The 17964-nt window shown below is 69.8% G+C and carries 16 protein-coding genes; 4 read left to right on the top strand and 12 right to left on the bottom strand.

The window, feature by feature from the left end; genetic code table 11:
- The 6 genes from glcE to ACAH41_RS03200 all read right to left on the bottom strand — a co-directional run bounded on the left by glcE (nt 1) and on the right by ACAH41_RS03200 (nt 6961).
- Nucleotides 1-1290, bottom strand: coding sequence for a glycolate oxidase subunit GlcE (gene glcE / locus ACAH41_RS03225; protein WP_325648044.1), 1290 nt, complete (start codon nt 1288-1290; stop codon nt 1-3).
- Nucleotides 1290-2795 carry an FAD-linked oxidase C-terminal domain-containing protein gene (locus ACAH41_RS03220; protein WP_325648043.1) on the bottom strand — a complete coding sequence of 502 codons (1506 nt, stop codon included), beginning with the start codon at nt 2793-2795 and terminating at the stop codon, nt 1290-1292. Before ACAH41_RS03220 ends, glcE begins: the two co-directional genes overlap by 1 nt.
- 183 nt (nt 2796-2978) lie before the next feature.
- On the bottom strand, nt 2979-4184 hold the full coding sequence (locus ACAH41_RS03215) for an FIST N-terminal domain-containing protein (protein ID WP_325648042.1): 1206 nt from the start codon (nt 4182-4184) through the stop codon (nt 2979-2981).
- 33 nt (nt 4185-4217) lie between these two features.
- Nucleotides 4218-4877, bottom strand: a complete 660-nt coding sequence (locus tag ACAH41_RS03210; protein WP_325648041.1) for a PhaM family polyhydroxyalkanoate granule multifunctional regulatory protein — start codon at nt 4875-4877, stop codon at nt 4218-4220.
- A 22-nt stretch (nt 4878-4899) separates the two neighbouring features.
- Entirely contained in the window at nt 4900-5976 is a 1077-nt protein-coding gene (locus ACAH41_RS03205; RefSeq protein ID WP_325648040.1) for a TraB/GumN family protein, read from the bottom strand.
- A gap of 4 nt (nt 5977-5980) precedes the next feature.
- Nucleotides 5981-6961 (bottom strand): fumarylacetoacetate hydrolase family protein, encoded by a 981-nt coding sequence (locus ACAH41_RS03200; RefSeq protein ID WP_325648039.1) that lies wholly within the window; start codon nt 6959-6961, stop codon nt 5981-5983.
- A gap of 95 nt (nt 6962-7056) precedes the next feature.
- Here ACAH41_RS03200 and ACAH41_RS03195 point away from each other — a divergent pair, with 95 nt between their 5' ends.
- The 3 genes from ACAH41_RS03195 (at nt 7057) to ACAH41_RS03185 (ending at nt 10972) form a co-directional block, all read left to right on the top strand.
- Nucleotides 7057-8109: a DUF3108 domain-containing protein gene (locus tag ACAH41_RS03195; RefSeq protein ID WP_370538170.1), complete on the top strand. Its 1053-nt coding sequence runs from the start codon at nt 7057-7059 to the stop codon at nt 8107-8109.
- A gap of 134 nt (nt 8110-8243) precedes the next feature.
- Nucleotides 8244-8525, top strand: coding sequence for a DUF3567 family protein (locus ACAH41_RS03190; RefSeq protein ID WP_325648037.1), 282 nt, complete (start codon nt 8244-8246; stop codon nt 8523-8525).
- A gap of 119 nt (nt 8526-8644) precedes the next feature.
- The gene (locus tag ACAH41_RS03185) at nt 8645-10972 is read left to right on the top strand and encodes an AAA family ATPase (protein ID WP_325648036.1); all 2328 of its coding nucleotides are present in this window, start codon (nt 8645-8647) and stop codon (nt 10970-10972) included.
- 132 nt (nt 10973-11104) lie between these two features.
- On the opposite strand, the gene ACAH41_RS03180 is transcribed toward ACAH41_RS03185, so the two are convergent.
- Nucleotides 11105-12244: a 3-deoxy-7-phosphoheptulonate synthase gene (locus ACAH41_RS03180; protein WP_370538169.1), complete on the bottom strand. Its 1140-nt coding sequence runs from the start codon at nt 12242-12244 to the stop codon at nt 11105-11107.
- 168 nt (nt 12245-12412) lie between these two features.
- Here ACAH41_RS03180 and ACAH41_RS03175 point away from each other — a divergent pair, with 168 nt between their 5' ends.
- The gene (locus ACAH41_RS03175; RefSeq protein ID WP_325648035.1) at nt 12413-12712 is read left to right on the top strand and encodes an antibiotic biosynthesis monooxygenase family protein; all 300 of its coding nucleotides are present in this window, start codon (nt 12413-12415) and stop codon (nt 12710-12712) included.
- Between the two features lie 12 nt (nt 12713-12724).
- Here ACAH41_RS03175 and ACAH41_RS03170 read toward each other — a convergent pair whose 3' ends face one another.
- The 5 genes from ACAH41_RS03170 to ACAH41_RS03150 are packed head-to-tail and all read right to left on the bottom strand — an operon-like array spanning nt 12725 to nt 17829.
- A complete protein-coding gene (locus tag ACAH41_RS03170; RefSeq protein ID WP_325648034.1) occupies nt 12725-13897 on the bottom strand; it encodes a glycosyltransferase in 1173 nt (390 codons plus the stop codon).
- On the bottom strand, nt 13894-14877 hold the full coding sequence (locus ACAH41_RS03165) for a hypothetical protein (RefSeq protein ID WP_325648033.1): 984 nt from the start codon (nt 14875-14877) through the stop codon (nt 13894-13896). Before ACAH41_RS03165 ends, ACAH41_RS03170 begins: the two co-directional genes overlap by 4 nt.
- Nucleotides 14874-16181 (bottom strand): hypothetical protein, encoded by a 1308-nt coding sequence (locus ACAH41_RS03160; RefSeq protein ID WP_370538168.1) that lies wholly within the window; start codon nt 16179-16181, stop codon nt 14874-14876. The genes ACAH41_RS03165 and ACAH41_RS03160 overlap by 4 nt, the downstream gene beginning before the upstream one ends.
- A gap of 50 nt (nt 16182-16231) precedes the next feature.
- Entirely contained in the window at nt 16232-17161 is a 930-nt protein-coding gene (locus ACAH41_RS03155) for a hypothetical protein (protein ID WP_325648031.1), read from the bottom strand.
- Complete coding sequence (locus ACAH41_RS03150) at nt 17158-17829, bottom strand: hypothetical protein (protein ID WP_325648030.1); 672 nt, start codon at nt 17827-17829, stop codon at nt 17158-17160. Before ACAH41_RS03150 ends, ACAH41_RS03155 begins: the two co-directional genes overlap by 4 nt.
- Between the last annotated feature and the right edge of the window lie 135 nt (nt 17830-17964).

Below are 17964 nucleotides of genomic sequence, written 5' to 3'. Positions count from 1 at the left end.
TCAGAGTTGCGGATGCAGGCGTTCGCGGTTGAAGATGCGCTGCGGGTCGAAGGCCGCCTTGAGCTGCTGGTGCAGCCGCAGCAGCGGGGCCGACAGCGGTGCGAAGACCGCGCCGTCCGGCACCTCGACGCCAGTGCCGCGGCGGTACAGCGTGGCATGGCCGCGCGCGGCCAGTGCCGCTTCACGCACCCGCTGGGCCGGCTCGCGGCTCAGCAGCCAGCGCCGGCCGCCACCCCACTCCAGCAGCGTCTCGCCGGCCACTTCCAGGCGCGGCGCGGTCGGGGCGACCGAGAGCTGCCACAGCGAGAAGCCAGTGGACTCGCTGTCACCCGCCGCCAGCACCGACTCGGCATGCAGGAAAAATTCGTCGCGCTGGTCCCGCAGCCCGTCCCAGAAACCCGCGGCCAGCGCTGGCGGAATGACCTCGCCGCCGAGCCGTTGCGCGGCCGAGGCCACTGCAGCTTCGGCGCCCGCCAGGCGCAGCACCAGGATGCCGTCCCACCAGGCGCTGGCCTGCAGCGGCAGCGGCTGGCCGGCCCATTCGTTGAGGTGGCGCAGCGCGTTGGCCTGGTCCATGTCGAAGCGCAGCGTCAGCGTGGCCGGCGGCTGCGGCAGCACCTTCAGCGAAACCTCGCAAATCACGCCCAGCACGCCCATCGAGCCGGCCAGCAGGCGCGACACGTCATAGCCGGCGACGTTTTTCATCACCGTGCCGCCAAAGCGCAGCAACTCGCCGCGGCCATTCAGCAGGCAGGCGCCCAGCACGTGGTCGCGCACCGAGCCCGCCGCCGCGCGCGCCGGGCCAGCCAGGCCCGAGGCGACCATGCCGCCCACCGTGCCGCCCAGCGACAGGCCCGCGCCATCGCGCCCCAGCCGCGGCGGCTCGAACGGCAGGCACTGTCCGTGTTCGGCCAGCACCGCTTCCAGCTCGTCCAGCGGCGTGCCGGCACGTGCCGTCACCACCAGCTCGGTCGGCTCGTAAGACGTGATGCCACGCAGCGGCCGCAGGTCCAGCGGCTCGCCCAGCAGCGGGCCGCCGAGGAAGTCCTTGCTGCCGCTGCCGCGCAGGCACAGCGCCCGGCCGTGCCCCGCGGCTTCGCGCACCGCCTCGATGAGGTGGCGCAGCGCGGGCTCGATGGCCGGCACGCTGGCGGCACCGGCCTCGGCAGAAATCGACGCGCCCAGCGCCACCTCGGCACGGGCCTCGACGGCGGGCGGCAGGTCGCGCGGCACGGCGTCCGGGGCCGGACCGGTGGCTTCGTTCATCTCTGTCGATGAGGGCTCGCTCATCAAAAGCGCTCCAGTTCCGGAAAGGCCAGCAAGCCCTTGCGCACATGCATGCGGCCATATTCGGCGCAACGATGCAGTGAAGGAATGACCTTGCCGGGGTTCAGCACGCCAGCCGGGTCGAAGGCCGCTTTGAGCCGCAGCATCTGCTCGCGCTCCTCGGGGCTGAACTGCACGCACATCGAGTTCAGCTTCTCGACGCCCACGCCGTGCTCGCCGCTCACCGTGCCGCCCATCGCCACGCTGGTCTCCAGGATGTCGGCACCAAACTGCTCGCAGCGGTGCAGCTGGTCCGGGTCGTTGGCGTCGAACAGGATCAGCGGGTGCAGGTTGCCGTCGCCGGCATGGAAGACGTTGCAGCAGCGCAAACGGTACTTCTTCTCCATCTCGGCAATCGCCAGCAGCATGTCGGCCAGGCGCTTGCGCGGGATGGTCGAGTCCATGCACATGTAGTCCGGGCTGATGCGGCCCGAGGCCGGAAAGGCGTTCTTGCGACCGCTCCAGAACTTCAGCCGCTGCGCCTCGTTTTCGCTGACGGCCAGCCCGGTCGCGCCCGCGCCGGCCAGCACCGCCTTCATGCGGCCGATTTCTTCCTCGACCTCGTCGGGCGTGCCGTCGCTCTCGCACAGCAGGATGGCCGCGGCCTCCAGGTCGTAGCCGGCGTGCACGAAGTCTTCCACCGCGGCGGTCATCGGCTTGTCCATCATCTCCAGGCCGGCCGGGATGATGCCGGCGGCGATGATGGCGGCCACCGCATCGCCGGCATGGCGCACGTCGGAAAAGCTGGCCATGATGCAGCGCGCCAGCTGCGGCTTGGGTGTGAGCTTCACCGTCACCTCGGTGATGACCGCCAGCATGCCCTCGCTGCCCACGACCACGCTGAGCAGGTCCAGCCCCGGCGCGTCCAGCGCGTCGCCGCCAAATTCCACCGGTTCGCCCTCAGCGGTGAACCCGCGCAGCTTCATCACGTTGTGCAGCGTCAGCCCGTACTTCAGGCAATGCACGCCGCCCGAGTTCTCGGCAATGTTGCCGCCAATGGTGCAGGCGATCTGGCTCGAAGGATCGGGCGCGTAATACAGCCCGTGCGGCGCGGCCGCCTCGCTGATGGCCAGGTTGCGCACGCCGCATTGCACGACCGCCGTGCGGCTGTACTTGTCGATCTGCACGATGCGGTTGAAGCGGGCCAGCCCCAGCGTCACGCCCATCGCGTTCGGCATCGCCCCGCCGGACAACCCGGTGCCCGCACCGCGCGCCACCACTGGCACGTTCAAGCCATGGCAGGCCTTGAGTACCGCCGCCACCTGCGCCTCGGTCTCCGGCAGCGCCACCAACAGCGGCCGCTCGCGGTAAGCCGTCAGCGCGTCGCACTCATAGGGCACGGTTTCCTCGGCCTGCCACAGCAGCGCATGGGCAGGCAGCAGCGGCTGCAGCGCGGCGAGCACCTCGGCCTGCCGCGCACGCCGGTCAGGCACCGTTTCGCCAAGAACCCCATCGGTCACAGCTGTCATCGCAAAGCAGCCCCGTGTCAGGAGGCATCAGCAGCAAAAAGCCGGCAGCAGCTGGTTGACACCAGCCTGGTGCCCAGGCGCCCCGCAAAAAGGCGATGCCCGACTTTACTGCGCTGGCGAAGGCAGGCCGGTCGAAACAATGCCAACTGAAATCGGGGGAATCACCGGCCGCGCGGCCCGGGCTCAGGCCGCGGTGGTGAACACCGTCAGCACGCCGGTGTAGCCGTACAGGTGGTGGCCGGCGATCTCGCCGGCGGCGAAGAAGCCTGCCAGCGGGACCTCGCCGAGCGCATGGCGCACGATTTGCAGCTCGGCCGAAGGGCCGCCGAACAAGGCGCCGCCGCGGCCGGTGCAGCTGATGTAGACCGCGCCGGCCATGCGCTGGCGCGGGCCGATCAGGCCGCTGGCTTCGAGGTCGTCGCTGCCCTCCACTTCCTCGCGCAGCTCGGCGCAGATGCGCACCAGGTCGCGCCGGGCGGCGTCGGCGTCGCGCCGGCAGAAGGCCAGCTGTTGGCCGGGTTGCACCAGGTCGGCCACGGCAACAGCCTGGCGGCCCGGGTCCAGCCCGATCAGGTGGCGCACGCGGGTGTGCTGGCCGAACTGGCCGCCCAGGCCACGCGCCTGCTCGCCGGCATCCGTCAGGCCGGCCAGCGTGCCGCGCAGGCGCTGCATCAGCGGCTCGGGCGGCGTCAGTGCCACGCCGAGGTCGGCCAGCAGCAGCGGCAAGGCCGGCTGGCCGTCGAGTTGCAGCACCAGGTTGCGGTCGGACTGGGTGACCGTGCGCACCGGGCCCAGCGGCACGCAGCCCTGGGTCACACGCGACAGCAAGGACACCTCGCGGCCAAACGCCACGCCGGACAGGCCACCGCGGAACACGCCATCGGCCAGCTGCAGCGTGTGGGCCTGGCGGGCGCTGGCCAGGCCGCCGAACAGGTAGCGCCCGCCGGTGCGTTCGGCCAGCTCGACCAGCAGTTCGGCCAGCTCCGGCGTGGCCGGGTCGGCATGCACCAGCGCGCTCCAGGCGCCGGTCTGCCAGGTTTCGTCCAGTGGACGGCGACCGTTGAAGACCTGGAAACTGCCCGGCGGCAGGTCCAGCATCAGCATCACCAGCGCCGGCTCGTCGTGGTACTCGACACCGCAGGCCGCGATCCCTGTGCCGACTGTGCCGACCACGCTGAGCCCGGGCCAGCGGCCTTGCGCGTCGGCCAGCAGGGCTTCGGCCTGGCGCGCGTAGGCCTCGGTCAGGTACATCAGCGCCAGCGTGGGCCGGAACTCGGGCCGCAGCTGGCGCTGGGCTTCGAGCTGCGCAGCGACCAGTGCCAGCGCCATGCGGGCGTCCGGGTGCGTGGCGTGGGCTTGCAGAAAGCCGGACAAGCCGGTGTCATTCATGGGGCAGCTTCATCGAGGGAGGAGGGAGGCGCTTCAGGCGCCGGTGCGGGGCTTGCGCGGCCTGGGGGCGGGGGCCGCTACGGCCAGGGGTGCCGCCTTGCGGGCCGGGGCCTTGCGCGGCGCAGCGGTCTTCTTCGTGGCAGCAGCGGGCGCAGGCTCGGCGGTGGCCGAGGCTGCAGCGGCCTGGCGCGGCATCTCGGCAATCGCCGAGGCGGCAAGTTCGCCGAACTGCTTGGTCAGCGCGCCCCACCATTGCATCGGGTCGACCACGCCGGCCGGCGGCGCTTCGGTCTCCGCGGCTGCTGGGGGTTCCGGCGCGGGCGCTGCGGCTGGCGGTGGCGATGCAAAGGCGGAAGCGAAAGCCGAGGGTGCGGGGCTGGGTGCCGCAGCCTGCGGCTTGAGCATCATCGACTCGCGCAGGTCGGCCATCGAGACGTTCATGGTCTTCAGCGTCGACAGCGTCATGCGCTGCACTTCCAGCGCCTGGATGGTGGTGCCCAGCAGGCGGGCGTTCTGCTCCAGCCAGAACTGCACCGTGCGCAGCTCGTTGATGCGTTTTTCCAGCTCTTCGAGGTTCAGCGTCGGCGCGACCCACTGGCCCATGGCCGGCATCGCGGCACCGGCGTTCTTGACCATGCCTTGCAGGAACTCGAAGCCCGGCACCATCTTCATGAACGAGGGGGTCTCTGACATGGGCGCTGTCTCCTGCTGGTTTCTATTTCGGGGTGGCCACACGGGCCGGCGATGCCGATTCTGCGCCCGGCCCCGGGAGCGCTGCAAAGCGCACGCGCTCGACTTCGTAACCACGGGCCTTCAGCAGCGCCGGCAGCCCGTGCGGGCCGATCATGTGCAGCCCGCCGACCGCCACGAACACGCCGCGCGCGCGCTGGTGCAGCCGGGCGATGGCCGCGGCCATCGCGACGTTGCGCTCGTCCAGCAGCCTGCGCATGGCCTGGCGCTGCTCGGGGCTGTTGAGGCAGTCGCACCACTGCGGGTAGGTGGCCAGCGTGTCGAAGTCGCTGCCGGCCCAGGCGTTGACCAGGCGGCGCAAAGTGCGCTGGGCCTGGCCTTGCGCCAGTTCGTCCAGGCCTTCGGCGACGATGGCCTCGCGGGCCGCGGCGTCGTCGCCCAACAGCAGCTTGATCTGGCGCTCGGGCGTTTCCAGCGAGTGCACTTTCTTGCCCATGCCGTGGGCCATGCCGGCGAGGAAGTTGTCCACGCCCCAGCTCGGGTCCAGGCCTTCGCCACGCAGCACCAGCGCGGTCAAGGTGGCCACGCGGATCTCCGGCCGCAGGCCTTGCAGCGCGCTGCCCAGGCAAGCCTGCTGCTCGGCCTTGACCAGGCGCTCAGCCAACGCGGCGGGCAGTGGCGGGCCATCGGCCGGCTGGCGGGTCAGCGCGGTCAGGCGCTCGATGATCAACGGGTCCAGCAGGTCCAGCTCCAGCGCCAGTTCCTGTGAGCCGCGCAATGCGGCCATCACGGCCGGGCCGGGGAACATCCAGTCGCGCTGGGCGACGTGCACGGTGCCGTAGAGCCAGGAGGTGCGGCCATCACGCTTGAGCTTCCACAGCAGGCCGTGGTCGCGCGCCTGGGCCATGGCTTGGCGGACTTCCTCGGCGGTGGGCTCGACTGGTGCCGGCGGGCAGGCCGGGTCGACAGGCTGGGACGCCGCTGGCGCGGGCGCCGAGGCGGGCGGCTCGGCAACGGGATCGGCTGCGCCCGCCGGCAAGCCGGAGCCCGCGGCGAGCAACAGTGCGCAACAGGCCAGCAGGTGGCGGATCGGCAAGGGCATGCGCTTACTCCGCCTCGGTGACGCTGTGTTCGATGGCGCCGAAGACGCTCAGGCCGTCGCGGCCCTTGAGGTCCACGTACAGCGTGTCGCCGTATTCGGCGTAGGCGGTGCGCGGCTCGCCGTGAGCCTGCATTTCCTGCGCGCGCTTGTCGGCCAGGCAGGCCACCCCCTTGGCCGCGTCCTGGTTGCTGACCGGGCCGCTGCCGACCAGGCAACCGGCACCCAGCGGCCGCTGGCGCGAGAGCTGGGCGATGAGCTGGCCGAAGTGGAAGCTCATGTCGCTACCGGTGTCGCACTGGCCGATCTTGCGGCCATTCCAGCTGACCTGCAGCGTGGCCGAGACCTTGCCGCCCTGCCAGGCTTCGCCCAATTCGTCGGGCGTGACGGCAACCGGGCCGAAGGCCGTCATGGGCCGGCCTTGCAGCAGGCCGGCACTGGCGGGGCTGGTGGGGCTGACCTCGCGGCGGCACCAGCTGGTGCTCAGCAGCAGCAGGCGCACGGCGTCCAGGCCTTGTGCGCTGGAAGCGCCGGCGGCCAGGTCGCCGGTCATCACCGCCAGGCCGGCCTCGAAGTCCAGCCCGCCGGCCACGCTGGCAAAGCGCTGCTCGGCGCAGGGCGCGAGGAATTGATCGCTGGCGGCCGGTGCCAGCAGCGGCTCGCCGAGCAGGGCTTCAGGCATTGGCTCGCCGCGCTGCGCATGGCCCAACTGCAGGTGCTGCAAGTAGGCCACGCTGCTGGCCCAGTGGTAGGCGCGCGGCAGGGGCGAGAGGCATTTGGCCGGCTCGAACGGGAAGGCATGGCGCGCCTTGCCGTGGTTCAGCGTGATGGCCAGGTCCTGCAGCTGCGGCGACAGGAAGTTCCAGTCGTCCAGCACCTGCTGCAGCCGGCTGGCGATGCCGGTGGCGTAATGGGCGGTGCTCAGGTCGCGCGAGACGACGACCAGTTGCCCGTCGCGCGAGCCGTCTTGGTAGGTGGCGAGTTTCATCGGAAAGCGGAAGTGGCGCGACAGTATTGTCCAATGCGCCTGTGACCGCGCAGAACGCCCTTCCGCCCCCGCCCGCCGCACCCCGTCATCGCGGTGTGCTGCCGGGCATCGTGGCCGCCGTGCTGGTGGTGCACGGGCTGCTGTTGCTGGCGCCGAGCTGGCGCGACTGGCGCTGGACGCCACCCATGGCACCGACGAAGCGCAGCGCCAGCGTCACGCTGGCCGCCGTGCGCCCGCTGCCGCCGCCGGCCGCTGCCGCACCGGCCGTGCAGCCGCATGCCGCGCCGCCAAAACCGCAGCCCAAGGCCACGGCCCGGCCGCCGGCGGTCGCCAGCACCACGGCTTCGGCGGTGCAGCCGGCCTCGCCGGACAGCGTGGCGCAGGAAGGCGCGGAACCCGGCCTGCCGGACATCGGCGGGCTGATGCCCGAACTGCCGACGCTCACGCTGCCGCAGCCCCTGCAACTGCGCTACAGCGCGCAGCGCAACGACGGCCAGCCCGGCCAGGCCGAACTGCAGTGGCAGCCGGACGCGCAGGGCGAGCACTACACGCTGCACTGGCAGGTCAACCTGCCCGGCGGGCGCGGCGAACAGGACTGGCAGAGCAGCGGCGAGCTGGGTGACCAGGGCCTGCTGCCGGTGCGCATGGTGGAGCGCAAGCGCGGCAAGGACCAGCACGCGGTGAACTTCCAGCGTGAGAAGCGGCTGATCAGCTTTTCCGGCCCCAGCGGCATGCAGCGCCTGGTGCCGGGCACGCAGGACAGGGCCAGCTGGCTGCTGCAGCTGCCGATGATCGTGCAGGCGCTGGGCAACGGGGTCGACGTGGGCACGCTGGTCACGCTGCCGGTGGCCACCGTGCGTGGTGATCTGGAATTCTGGCAGTTCGAGGTACAGGCCGGCCCGCCGCTGATTCTGCCCGGCCAGGCCCATGCCTGGCCCGCCTGGCGGCTGGTGCGCGAGCCGCAGCGACCGTATGACCAGCGCATCGAGGTCTGGCTGGCGCGCGAGCGCGGCATGCTGCCCGCGCAGCTGCGCTTCACCACGGTGCCAGGCGAAGCCAGCCTGATGCTCACAGTGCAGGACGGCCTGCCGCCACCCGCCGAGACTTCTGCCTCGGCACCGCAGCCTGGTCACGCAGGCCGCCCTTGAAATCGGCTCACGGGTCGGCATCTGCAGTGGCAAGACCCGAGACAGCGCCCCCAGACCTGCCGCTTCGCGTCAGGCCCCCCGTGGGGGATGAGGAAACTTGGGGCGGCCCGGCGTTTCCTCATGAGGAGCCCTTGATGCACATGCTTTACAACTCCGACAGCTTCGCCGTGCTGGAGATCGACGCGGCCGAGCTAGCGAGCGGCGCCCCGGCGGGTGAACCGAGCGACAGCGGCCCCAGCGGCTACGAAATCGTCGACAAGGCCGCCCGCAAGGGCATCTTCATCGACGGTGAACTGGCCCGCGGTTTCCGCGCCCGGGCCCAGGCACTGGTGCAGGAAGAGGCTGACGAGGACACGCTGGAAGCCTTTGTCGCGACCTATGCCGGCCTGGCCCAGCAACCGATGGCGCTGCATTGATGCCCTGCTGAAGCCTTTCGGCTGAGCTGAAGCCAGGCCGCCCAGGGCTTGCCGGCCCCTCACGGCTGCGCCAAGATCGGCCTCGCCGGGCCGCATGGCCCGCCGCTGCGAGGCAATCCATGGTCGAACGTGTGCCGGAATCCCAGCTGCTGCTGTCGCCAGGCCTGAGCCAGGCGCCGGTGCTGGACCGCATGTGCTCGCATTTCGTGCTGGCGCTCACGCTGGCGCAGGTCAGCCGCTTCCCGCTGCGGCGCGACTGGAGCGCGCTGCTGAGCCTGACCGGCCGCCACCTCGTCTGGCCCCAGCCGGTGCTGCACCGGCTGCGCCGCTTCCTGCAGCGCCGCGGCCTGCCGCAAGGCCCCTGGCTCGGCCACGACAAGCTGGACGACGCCACTTTCCTCGCCCGCCACGGCAGCTGGAACGGCCCTTACGAAGAGGGCACGCTGTTCTTCTACCTGGACGATTACCTGAAGGACACGCCCAAGGACCTGATGGCGGTGCTCAACAGCACCGCTGACTGGCTGGCGCGCGACCTGAAGAAACACTCGACGCTGGTGCAGCAGAACATCGCGGCTTTGGGCCAGCTGCTGCAGCTGAACCCGGCAGAGCGCGCGCTGCTGCTGTACGGCACGCTGGCCCGCTACCAGCGCGAGCTGCGCGGGTTGCTGCTCGAATTCAAGGTCTCCAGCGCGCAGGAGGCCCATGCCGCGCTGGCCCGCGTGGCCGGCGTGGACGCGCGCGAGGTGGCAGAGGCACTGCGCGCCGGCTCGCGGCTGGAGCGCATCGGCATGGTCGAGAACCTGATCTCCGAGCACAACGTGACGGACCTGGCCGACCTGATGAAGGTCAGCGAACAACTGCCCACGGTGCTGATGCGCGAATACCGCGGGCCGGACGACCTGATGGCCGTCTTCACCCGCCCGGCCCGTGCCACCGAGCTGAAGCCGGGCGACTTCTCCTTCGTGGCCGATGACGTGCAGGTGCTGGCCGGCCTGCTGCGGGCGGCCGTGGCGCAACATGCCGTGGGCGTCAACATCCTGCTCTACGGGCCGCCCGGCACCGGCAAGACCGAGCTGGCCAAGGTATGCGCCCAGGCCGCCGGGCTGGCGCTGTACGAGGTCGAGCATGCCGACCGCGATGGCAACGCCCTCTCCGGCCGGGACCGCTACCGCTCGCTGCAGATCAGCCAGGCCTTCCTCAAAGGCCATGTCCAGGTGGCACTGCTGTTCGACGAGGTGGAAGACGTGTTCCCGCCGCTGCATGGCGACACCGCGCAGCTGCTGGCCCGGCTGGATGCGGGGGACGCCGCGAGCGCCAGCGTCTCCGGCAAGGCCTGGGTCAACCAGGTACTGGAGAGCAACCCGGTGCCGGTGATCTGGGTGACCAACCGCATCGAGCAGATCGACCCAGCCTTCCGCCGCCGCTACCAGTACCACCTCGAACTGAACTCGCCGCCGCCGGGCGCGCGCGAGGCGCTGGTGATGCGCGCGCTGGCCGGCTCGGATGTGAGTGCAGACTTCACCGCCAAGCTCGCCAGCCGGCGGGGCCTGACCCCGGCGCAGCTGCGCACCGCCGTGCGTTTTGCGCAGCTGGCCGGCGCCGGTGCGCAAGCTGCAGGCATGGCGGCCGCCCAGCCGACGACCGAATACCTGATCGAGCGCCAGCTGGCACATGCGGACAAGGCGCTGGGCCACGACGCCGGCGCAGGTCGGCCGGCGCGCAGCATCGTCACCGACTACCAGCTTGGGCTGCTGAACCTCGAAAGCCGATTCGCACCCGCGGCGATCATCGAGGCGCTGCGCCGGCGTGGTCACGGTGCACTGTGTTTCTTCGGCCCGCCCGGCAGCGGCAAGACTGCGCTGGCAGAGCACTTGGCGAACCAGCTCGGCAAGCCGCTGCTGCAGCGCCAGGCCAGCGACCTGGTCAGCAAATACGTCGGCGAAACCGAGCAGAACCTGGCCCGCATGTTCGCGGAAGCCGCGGCCGAAGAAGCCGTGCTGCTGCTGGACGAGGCAGACAGCTTCCTGCGCAGCCGGCGCCTGGCCGAGCGGCACTACGAGGTGACCGAGGTCAACGAGATGCTGCAGGGCATGGAGCGCTTTGCCGGCATCTTCATCTGCACCACCAACCTGTTCGAGGACCTGGACGAGGCGGCGCTGCGGCGCTTTGCCTTCAAGGTTCGCTTCCTGGCGCTGCGGCCCGAGCAGCGCGAGCAGATGTTCGCCGCAGAAGCGCTGGCGGGTGACGCGGCGGCGCTGACCGGCGAGCAGCGCCAGCGCCTGGCCGCACTGGACCAGCTGGTACCGGGCGATTTCGCCGCCGTGCAGCAACAGGTGCAGATCCTCGGTGCGCCGTTTGCGCCAGACGAATTCCTGGCCCAGTTGGAGAGCGAACACCGCGTGAAGCCCGAGGTGCGGCAGCGTCGCGGCATTGGTTTCATGCGCTGAGCCCGCCCATGCCTGCAATGCTCACGCCCACCGTGTTGCGCGCGCTGGGCCTGGTGCCGCTGAGCTGGCGCGCGCTGCTGCGCGGCTGCGGCGACGCGGGGCCGACCGGGGGAAGCCCCCAGCCGGCCGGCTTCAGGTTGCGGCGCGGGCGCGGCGCGCAGCGACCGCGCGGGCCAGCGTGCGCAGCACGGGCTCGGTGTCGGCCCAGCCGATGCAGGCGTCGGTGATGGAGACGCCGGTCTTCAGTGGCTGGCCGGCGACCAGGTCCTGACGGCCTTCTTCGAGGTGGCTCTCGATCATCACGCCGGTGATGCGCCGGTCGCCCGCGGCGATCTGCGCGGCCACGTCTTCGCCGACGTTGACCTGCCGCCGGTGCTGCTTCTCGGAGTTGGCGTGTGAGAAGTCGATCATGACCTGCTCGCGCAGGCCGCTCTTGCGCAGCACGTCGCAGGCGGACTGCACATCGGCCGCGGCGTAGTTGGGCTGTTTGCCGCCGCGCAGGATGACGTGGCAGTCGGCATTGCCGCGGGTCTCGAAAATGGCGGCCTGGCCCATCTTGGTCATGCCCATGAAGGCATGCGGCGCCGCAGCGGCGACGATGGCGTCAGACGCGACTTTCACGCCGCCATCGGTGCCGTTCTTGAAGCCCACCGGGCAGGACAGGCCTGAAGCCAGCTGGCGGTGGCTCTGGCTCTCCGTCGTGCGTGCGCCGATGGCGCCCCAGGAGACCAGGTCGGCGATGTACTGCGGGCTCAGCAGGTCCAGGAACTCGGTCCCGGCCGGCAGGCCCAGGGCGGCCACGTCCAGCAGCAGCTGGCGGGCGCGGCGCAGGCCTTCGTTGATGCGGAAGCTGCCGTCCAGCCGTGGGTCGTTGATGTAACCCTTCCAGCCGACGGTCGTGCGCGGCTTCTCGAAGTAGACCCGCATGACGATCTTCAGCTCGCCGGCCAGTTCGTCGGCCAGCACGCGCAATAGGCGCGCATAGGCCAGCGCCTGCTCGTGGTCGTGGATGGAGCACGGGCCGACGACGACGATCAGCCTGTCGTCCTCGCCGGAAAGCACCGCGGCCAGCTGGTTGCGCGCCTGCTCGACCACGGCTTGCGCCGCAGCCGGGGCCGGCATGTCGTCCAGCAGCAAGGCGGGCGAGATCAGCGGGCGGACCGCGCCGATGCGCAGGTCGTCGACCCGCGTGGTGTCGTGGGTGGCAGGCGGGGGCAGCAGGGAATCGCCGCCCACTTCGTGGTCATGCTGCCAGTCATCGGGACGGTTCAACGCGGGCTCCTGTGGGCTTGGCCGGAAAAGCCTGCGATTATCCCCGCCGGCCCAACGCCGTGCGGCGCGCGGCACACTTGGCCTCGGAACGAGCGGCTCACGGGCCTTCGTCTTTTGTCACGGCAGACTTTCTCCGTCTTGCTGTTTTTTTCTTTCAGGAGCCTCAGCGTGATCCTCGAACTCGCGGACATCCGCATCCAGCCCGGCCAGCAGGCCGCTTTCGAAGCGGCCATCCAGACGGCCCTCGCCACGGTAATCCGCAAGGTTGACGGCGTGCAGCGATTCAACGTGCACCGCGGCATCGAAAGTGCCGAGCGCTATGTGCTGCAGATTGTCTGGGACACGCTGGAAGCGCACACCGTGGGCTTTCGCCAGTCGCCGGCCTTCGCCGAATGGCGCGCCATCGTCGGCCCGTTTTTCGCCGGCCCGCCGATGGTCGAGCACTTCGAGCTGGTCACCCAGTCCTGAGCTTGCGAGGGCTCAGGCGCTGGCCAGGGCCGCGGCACTGACACGCTGCGCCAGCCAGCGCGAGAAACGCCCTGTCTGCTGGGCATATTCCTCGTCCAGCGCTGCCCGGCTGGTCACCGCCTGGGCATGCAGCGCCGCCAGGCAGGCCACGGGGTCGGGCAGCAGCGTGTCGAACAGGTAGTCCACCAACGCCTCGGGCGAATCCAGCACCGGCAAGGTCCACAGGTGGGCCAAGCCTTCGGCACCGGACGGGGTCGTCAGCACCGGCTTGCCAAAGGACAGCGGCTCGACCGTCTTGATCTTCAGGCCGGTGCCGCCCACCATCGGGTTCAGTGCAAGGTCGATCCCGTCGTAGAAGCCACCCAGCTCCTTGACGAAGCCGATGTTGACCAGGCCCGGCATCTCGCGCACATGGCGGCAGATGCCACCGGCGACAGCCACCTGGAACGGCAGCACCGGCGCCTTGCGCGCCAGCGCCGCGACAAAGGCCTGCATGCTGCGCACGTTCCAGTCGTTGCCGCTGCCCACGTAGCCCAGCCGCAGCCGCGGCACCTGCGCCGGTGGCTCGAACGGGCGAACCTGCGCCTCCACATACGGCAGGTACAGGACATGGCGATGCCCACGCGCCGCCATTTCCTGCGCCTCACCGCGCTGGATCGCCAGCACCGCGTCGGCCATGCGGAACGCGCTGTCTTCTTCAGCCAGCGTGGTGCTGAACCAGCTGGGTTTCATGCCCGCAAGGCGGTATTTCTCGCTGCGCTCGGCAAACAGGTCATGGCTGTCCAGCACCTTCACGACTTCCGGCCCGAAGCCTGTCAGCAAGGGCGCATACCAGACGTAGTTGACGTGCACCACCTGGTAGCCGCGCAGGCTGTGCATCTCCTGGCAGACCTGCGCCAGCGCCGGGTCGTACCAGTCGGACAACAGTGCGAAGTGGCCCTCGCGAATGCGCTTGGAGGCCCGCGAAGCCAGCACCTGGACCCGGCCGAACTCGGCCTGCATGGCCTGCGACAGCCCGGCGTCCAGCCCTTCCTCGTTGTGATAGACGAGGTCGATCTCGTAGCCCAGCCGGCGGTAGACACCGACCAGCTGCATGATGCGCCGCGAGTTGCCCTGGTCGGCCGGCATCAGGCGGTTGAAGGTGACGAGCAGGACGCGTGGCGGCGGCGGCGCCTGCACCGTCATGGCTTGAGCTCCAGGCTGAATTCGGCAGCGCCGATGTCGCAGAAATCGTCGGGTGGCAAGGCTGCCGCTGGCAAGGTCAGGTGCAGCATGGCTTGCCCGCCAGGCCGACCGGCCGGGAACACAAAATCCACCAGCGCCCCGTGCTCGGTGTAATGCACCGCGGCCGGCGGCAGGTCCGCCCCCTGGCATGCGGCGTGCAGATCGTCCACCTTGCTGCGCACATTGCGCAGCAGCAGCCGGACCCGATCAGCCCCCGCCCACGGCAGGACCACGGTGGCTTCGCCTCGTGCCCCGAACAAGGCACGGTCCTTCACCAGCACGTGATGCAGCATCGGCTCCGCCAAGGTGGCAATGCAACTCACCGCAACCGGGCGGAACTGGAGGCGGGGATGGCCTTGCGCCGTCACCTGCAGTGAGAGGCCCGCCGGCGTGCGGTCCGCGAGCGCTGCGAGCAAGCGCCTGGCCAGCGGCAGCTGATAGTCCGCATCCAGTTGCAGTGCCTGCGCGGCGGCGGCCAGAGGACGACCCACCAGCAGGCGCCAGCCCCGGGGCGCGGGCAGGGCCTGCCACTGGCGCGACGTGTCCTCGACACAGCGCCACGCAGGCGCCTCCGCTTCGCCCGCAACCAGCCAGGGCGCATCGGGCTGGAGCTGCGCGAGGAACGGCTGCAGCGCCTCCAGCGATTCGGCGCGGCGTGGCAACACGACCACGCCCAGCGCAGCACGCTGCAGCAGTTCCAGCGCCTCGCCACCGCGCCTGTCCAGCCCGATGCGAAGCCGGGTTGCTGGCAGGCGATGGGCCGCAGCATGGAAGTCTGCCCATGGCGACTGGTGCGGCTGCAACCAAGCGGTGGGCAGGCCCTGCTCCACCGCCGGCAGCCAGCGGTGGTCCTCGTGCACGACCACGGCCGGCCCGGTTGCGGCGGCCGCGGGCACCAGCGCGGCGGCGATCAGGTCCAGCCAGGCTTCGGCGCTGCTCAAGATGCCACCCCCACGGTCGGAGACCGTACCGCCTCACCGGGCTGCGTCAAGCGCCAGGATTCGTGCAGCCAGTCCCGCAGGCCGGGGTACAGCAGCGCGGGCGTCAACGCTTGCTGGCGCAAGGCTTCGTCGGCCTGCCGGCTGGCGCGGGCGGCAGGGCTGTCTTGTTGCCACATCCGGTAAGCGCGCAAGATGCCTTCGACCAGCGCGGGCACGCAAGGACTGCCAACGGGAACCGTCCGGACCTGAGGCGACTGAAACTCGGGGTAGGCGCCGATGTCGACCGTCAACACCTGCCCGCCACCCAGTGCGGCGCGGGGCAGGATGCCTGAGGACTCGCCATAGGTCGGATAGCGCAGCACGAAGGACAGGTCGGCGCGCCCCAGCAGCACATCAAGTTCGTCCGCTTCGAGATAGCCACTCACCTCTGGTCGGTCGCCTTCGGGCCACCAGCCGGCAATGCGCTGCGACACCGGGTATTCGTCGGCCCGCTCTTCGCCGGCCAACAGCAGCTGGCTGCCAGGGCATTGCGCCTGGACCTGGCGAAAGGCAGCCAGCACTTCGTAAAGCATCTTGTTGCCGGTCAGAAAACCCGGCACCAGCATCAGGAAAGCATCGGGCGAGACGCTGAACTTTGCCAAGACCTCGGCGCGCCTGTCCACCGCCAGCGCTGGCGGCGGCAGCACGAAGTGCGGCATGCGCAGCAGTGGCCGCCCTTGCTCGGCGCCCAGCGGCAGGCCATGAACGGCCCCGCGCAGGCGGCGCTCGGCATAGCGCGTGTGCACCATCACGCCCTGCCCGGCGCCAACCACTCGGCGAAGCATCAGGCACTCCTGGTACAGCATGCCGGGCGTGCTGTGCAGTGCGCCGTCACGATGCAGGAACTCACCGGGAATGGCATGGCCTTCTTCGGCCAGCCAATGCCCGAACAGGCTGTTGGCCCAGGCGCGTTGCAATGCCAGCTGGTGCAGGTAGAACAAGGACACGTCGTGCACGATCACGGCGCCGGGAAAGGCGCGAAGGTGATCGAGCATGTAGACGCAGTCGCCGTTGTTGCCGAGGTTGAACAGCGTCTGCGCTGCCGGATCGGGCTGGCGTGCCAGGAATTGCGACTCGCTGATCAAGGTGATCGGCAGCGAAGTCAACGCCTGCTGCGAATCGAGCAGATGGCGGGCCTGCGTGACCGCAAGCACCTCGAAGTCCTGCGCCAGCAAGCCCAGGTACTCGACCAGGTAGTCGGCCAGGCCGTTGCGCTGCGGAGGCAATGGCGAAAACACATACAGGCGGCGACGTGCGCGGACCACGCTGGCTTCAGCGGCCGCCGCCTGCGCCGGCGTCGCCGGTGGGCGCCGTCTCATCGGCCCAGGCGCAGGCCGAGCCGGCCCAGTGCGGGCGCCGGGCTTGCCGGCGCGGCACGGGCGGCAAGCCCCATTTCCACGGCGGCCAGGGCCTCCCGCTCGAAGTTGGCGCGCTGCAGGGTCAGCATTTCGGAGCAGATGCCGACGATCTCGCTTTTCAGCAGCGCAAGCCGGGCCGGCAGCGCCTCGCTGGGCTGGGACATCATCAAGTGATTGAGGAAGCCGACCTGGGCTTCCAACGCCACCACCCGCCGCTGCAGTTCGCTTTCGGCCTGCGCACCGAGCTGGATCGGATAGACCGCCAGCGGCTGGCCGTCGCGGCCAGTGAGGTGCAGCGAATTGCGGCCTTCGCTCAGCGCCTTGACCGGCAGGTCCCAGAGAAAGAAGTGCGCCCGCCCGTCGCCCGCGCTTTCCAGCCACAGCCGCTCTGGCGGGCCATCGTTGAGTCGCCAGTACAGCGTTGGCTGCCTGCCCGCGCCGAGCTTGTCCAGCACCACGCCATGCAAGGCGCCGTCGCGCACCCCGCGGAACTGCACTTCATACAGCAGGTCCAGCGGCGCACCATCGGCCAGCTGCAGCAGTTCCTGCGGGCCTTGCAGCGCATGTTCGAACACGATCTCGCCGCGCGTGCTGCGCACCGTAAGCTTGACGCTGTCCTGGCTCAGCTGCGAAGGCAGCAGGCTGCCCGACGGCACCCGCAACTCGAAGGCACACGCCTCGCGCGAAGGCAGCGGCAGCCCCGTCAAGGCCTGCGCGAGCTCGAACACCGAACGATTGGCCACCGCGGTGGCCACCACCCGGCCGTCCAGTGCGAGTTCGACCACGTCGAACACTTCGCCAGCATCGGCCGGCACCGAAAAACCGATCACGCAAGCCTTGGCCCAGTCGATGCGCGCGCCCCGCGCCGTCATGCCAGCGGCGCTCATGGCGCCACCTCGAAGATGCCGTCGGAATCGGACGAAGCGACTGGCACCGCCATCGCGGTTTCATCGACCACCAGCACGGCCGAGAGGCGCCGCAAGCTCAGGATACTGCGCGCCGCTGGCGTGAAGATCACATGGAAGGCCAGCATGGAAACATCTGCCGGTACCCAGTGCCCCAGGTCCGCTTCGAAGCTCATGTTGGCATTGGCATGCAGCTCGAAATCGCGGTTTTGCACCTGGCCATCGACCGTCAAGCTGCAGCGCAGCTTGACCGGCATGGCGGGCTCGGTCTGCGCGTGCGCTGACAGCAGCAACCGGGCCTTGCCCGCACGGCTTTGAGCAATCAACGGCTGCGCATCAAATACCAGCGACAACCAATCGCCGTCAAATTCCGCGACCTGAACAATCAAGCCATAGCCAAAACCAGCATCCACATCCGCGGTAAGCGGCTGCTGAACAACCTGCACGTAACCGCCGCGGCGATCGCTGTAAAACGCCGCACCTGCAGCAACACTGGCTCCGCGGCCCGGCTGCTGACACAGTGGAGCCGTCTCGGGCAGTTGGAAGCACGCTGGAACAAACAACCATTCCTGCCGCACGTTTGGCTCGTCGGCGATTTGCAAAGGCGCAGCACCAATTTCGCCACACAGCGCTTCGACGGTCTTGTTCATGCGATCTTGCAACGAGCGCAGTTCAAGCGTCAGCTGTCTCACTTTGTCACTGCGTGATGGACCGACTTTTCTCAACTTGTCACCTCAAACACTGGGTGTCGCCGATCCACAGACTGTGGCTCCGGCATGCGGAGT

This window comes from Ideonella sp. (assembly GCF_041287625.1).
Taxonomy (GTDB): Bacteria; Pseudomonadota; Gammaproteobacteria; order Burkholderiales; family Burkholderiaceae_C; genus Ideonella.
The sequence above is the reverse complement of the archived record's forward strand: the minus strand, read 5'-3'. Positions and strand labels throughout refer to the sequence as shown.

Excerpts from the sequence above, each read along its gene's own strand:
- ACAH41_RS03200 (WP_325648039.1), bottom strand. The coding sequence starts at position 6,961 with ATGAAACTCGCCACCTACCAAGACGGCTCGCGCGACGGGCAACTGGTC.
- ACAH41_RS03210 (WP_325648041.1), bottom strand. The coding sequence starts at position 4,877 with ATGTCAGAGACCCCCTCGTTCATGAAGATGGTGCCGGGCTTCGAGTTC.
- ACAH41_RS03155 (WP_325648031.1), bottom strand. The coding sequence starts at position 17,161 with ATGAGCGCCGCTGGCATGACGGCGCGGGGCGCGCGCATCGACTGGGCC.
- ACAH41_RS03220 (WP_325648043.1), bottom strand. The coding sequence starts at position 2,795 with ATGACAGCTGTGACCGATGGGGTTCTTGGCGAAACGGTGCCTGACCGG.
- ACAH41_RS03170 (WP_325648034.1), bottom strand. The coding sequence starts at position 13,897 with ATGACGGTGCAGGCGCCGCCGCCGCCACGCGTCCTGCTCGTCACCTTC.
- ACAH41_RS03215 (WP_325648042.1), bottom strand. The coding sequence starts at position 4,184 with ATGAATGACACCGGCTTGTCCGGCTTTCTGCAAGCCCACGCCACGCAC.
- ACAH41_RS03150 (WP_325648030.1), bottom strand. The coding sequence starts at position 17,829 with ATGAACAAGACCGTCGAAGCGCTGTGTGGCGAAATTGGTGCTGCGCCT.
- ACAH41_RS03205 (WP_325648040.1), bottom strand. The coding sequence starts at position 5,976 with ATGCCCTTGCCGATCCGCCACCTGCTGGCCTGTTGCGCACTGTTGCTC.
- ACAH41_RS03185 (WP_325648036.1), top strand. The coding sequence starts at position 8,645 with ATGGTCGAACGTGTGCCGGAATCCCAGCTGCTGCTGTCGCCAGGCCTG.
- ACAH41_RS03190 (WP_325648037.1), top strand. The coding sequence starts at position 8,244 with ATGCACATGCTTTACAACTCCGACAGCTTCGCCGTGCTGGAGATCGAC.
- glcE (WP_325648044.1), bottom strand. The coding sequence starts at position 1,290 with ATGAGCGAGCCCTCATCGACAGAGATGAACGAAGCCACCGGTCCGGCC.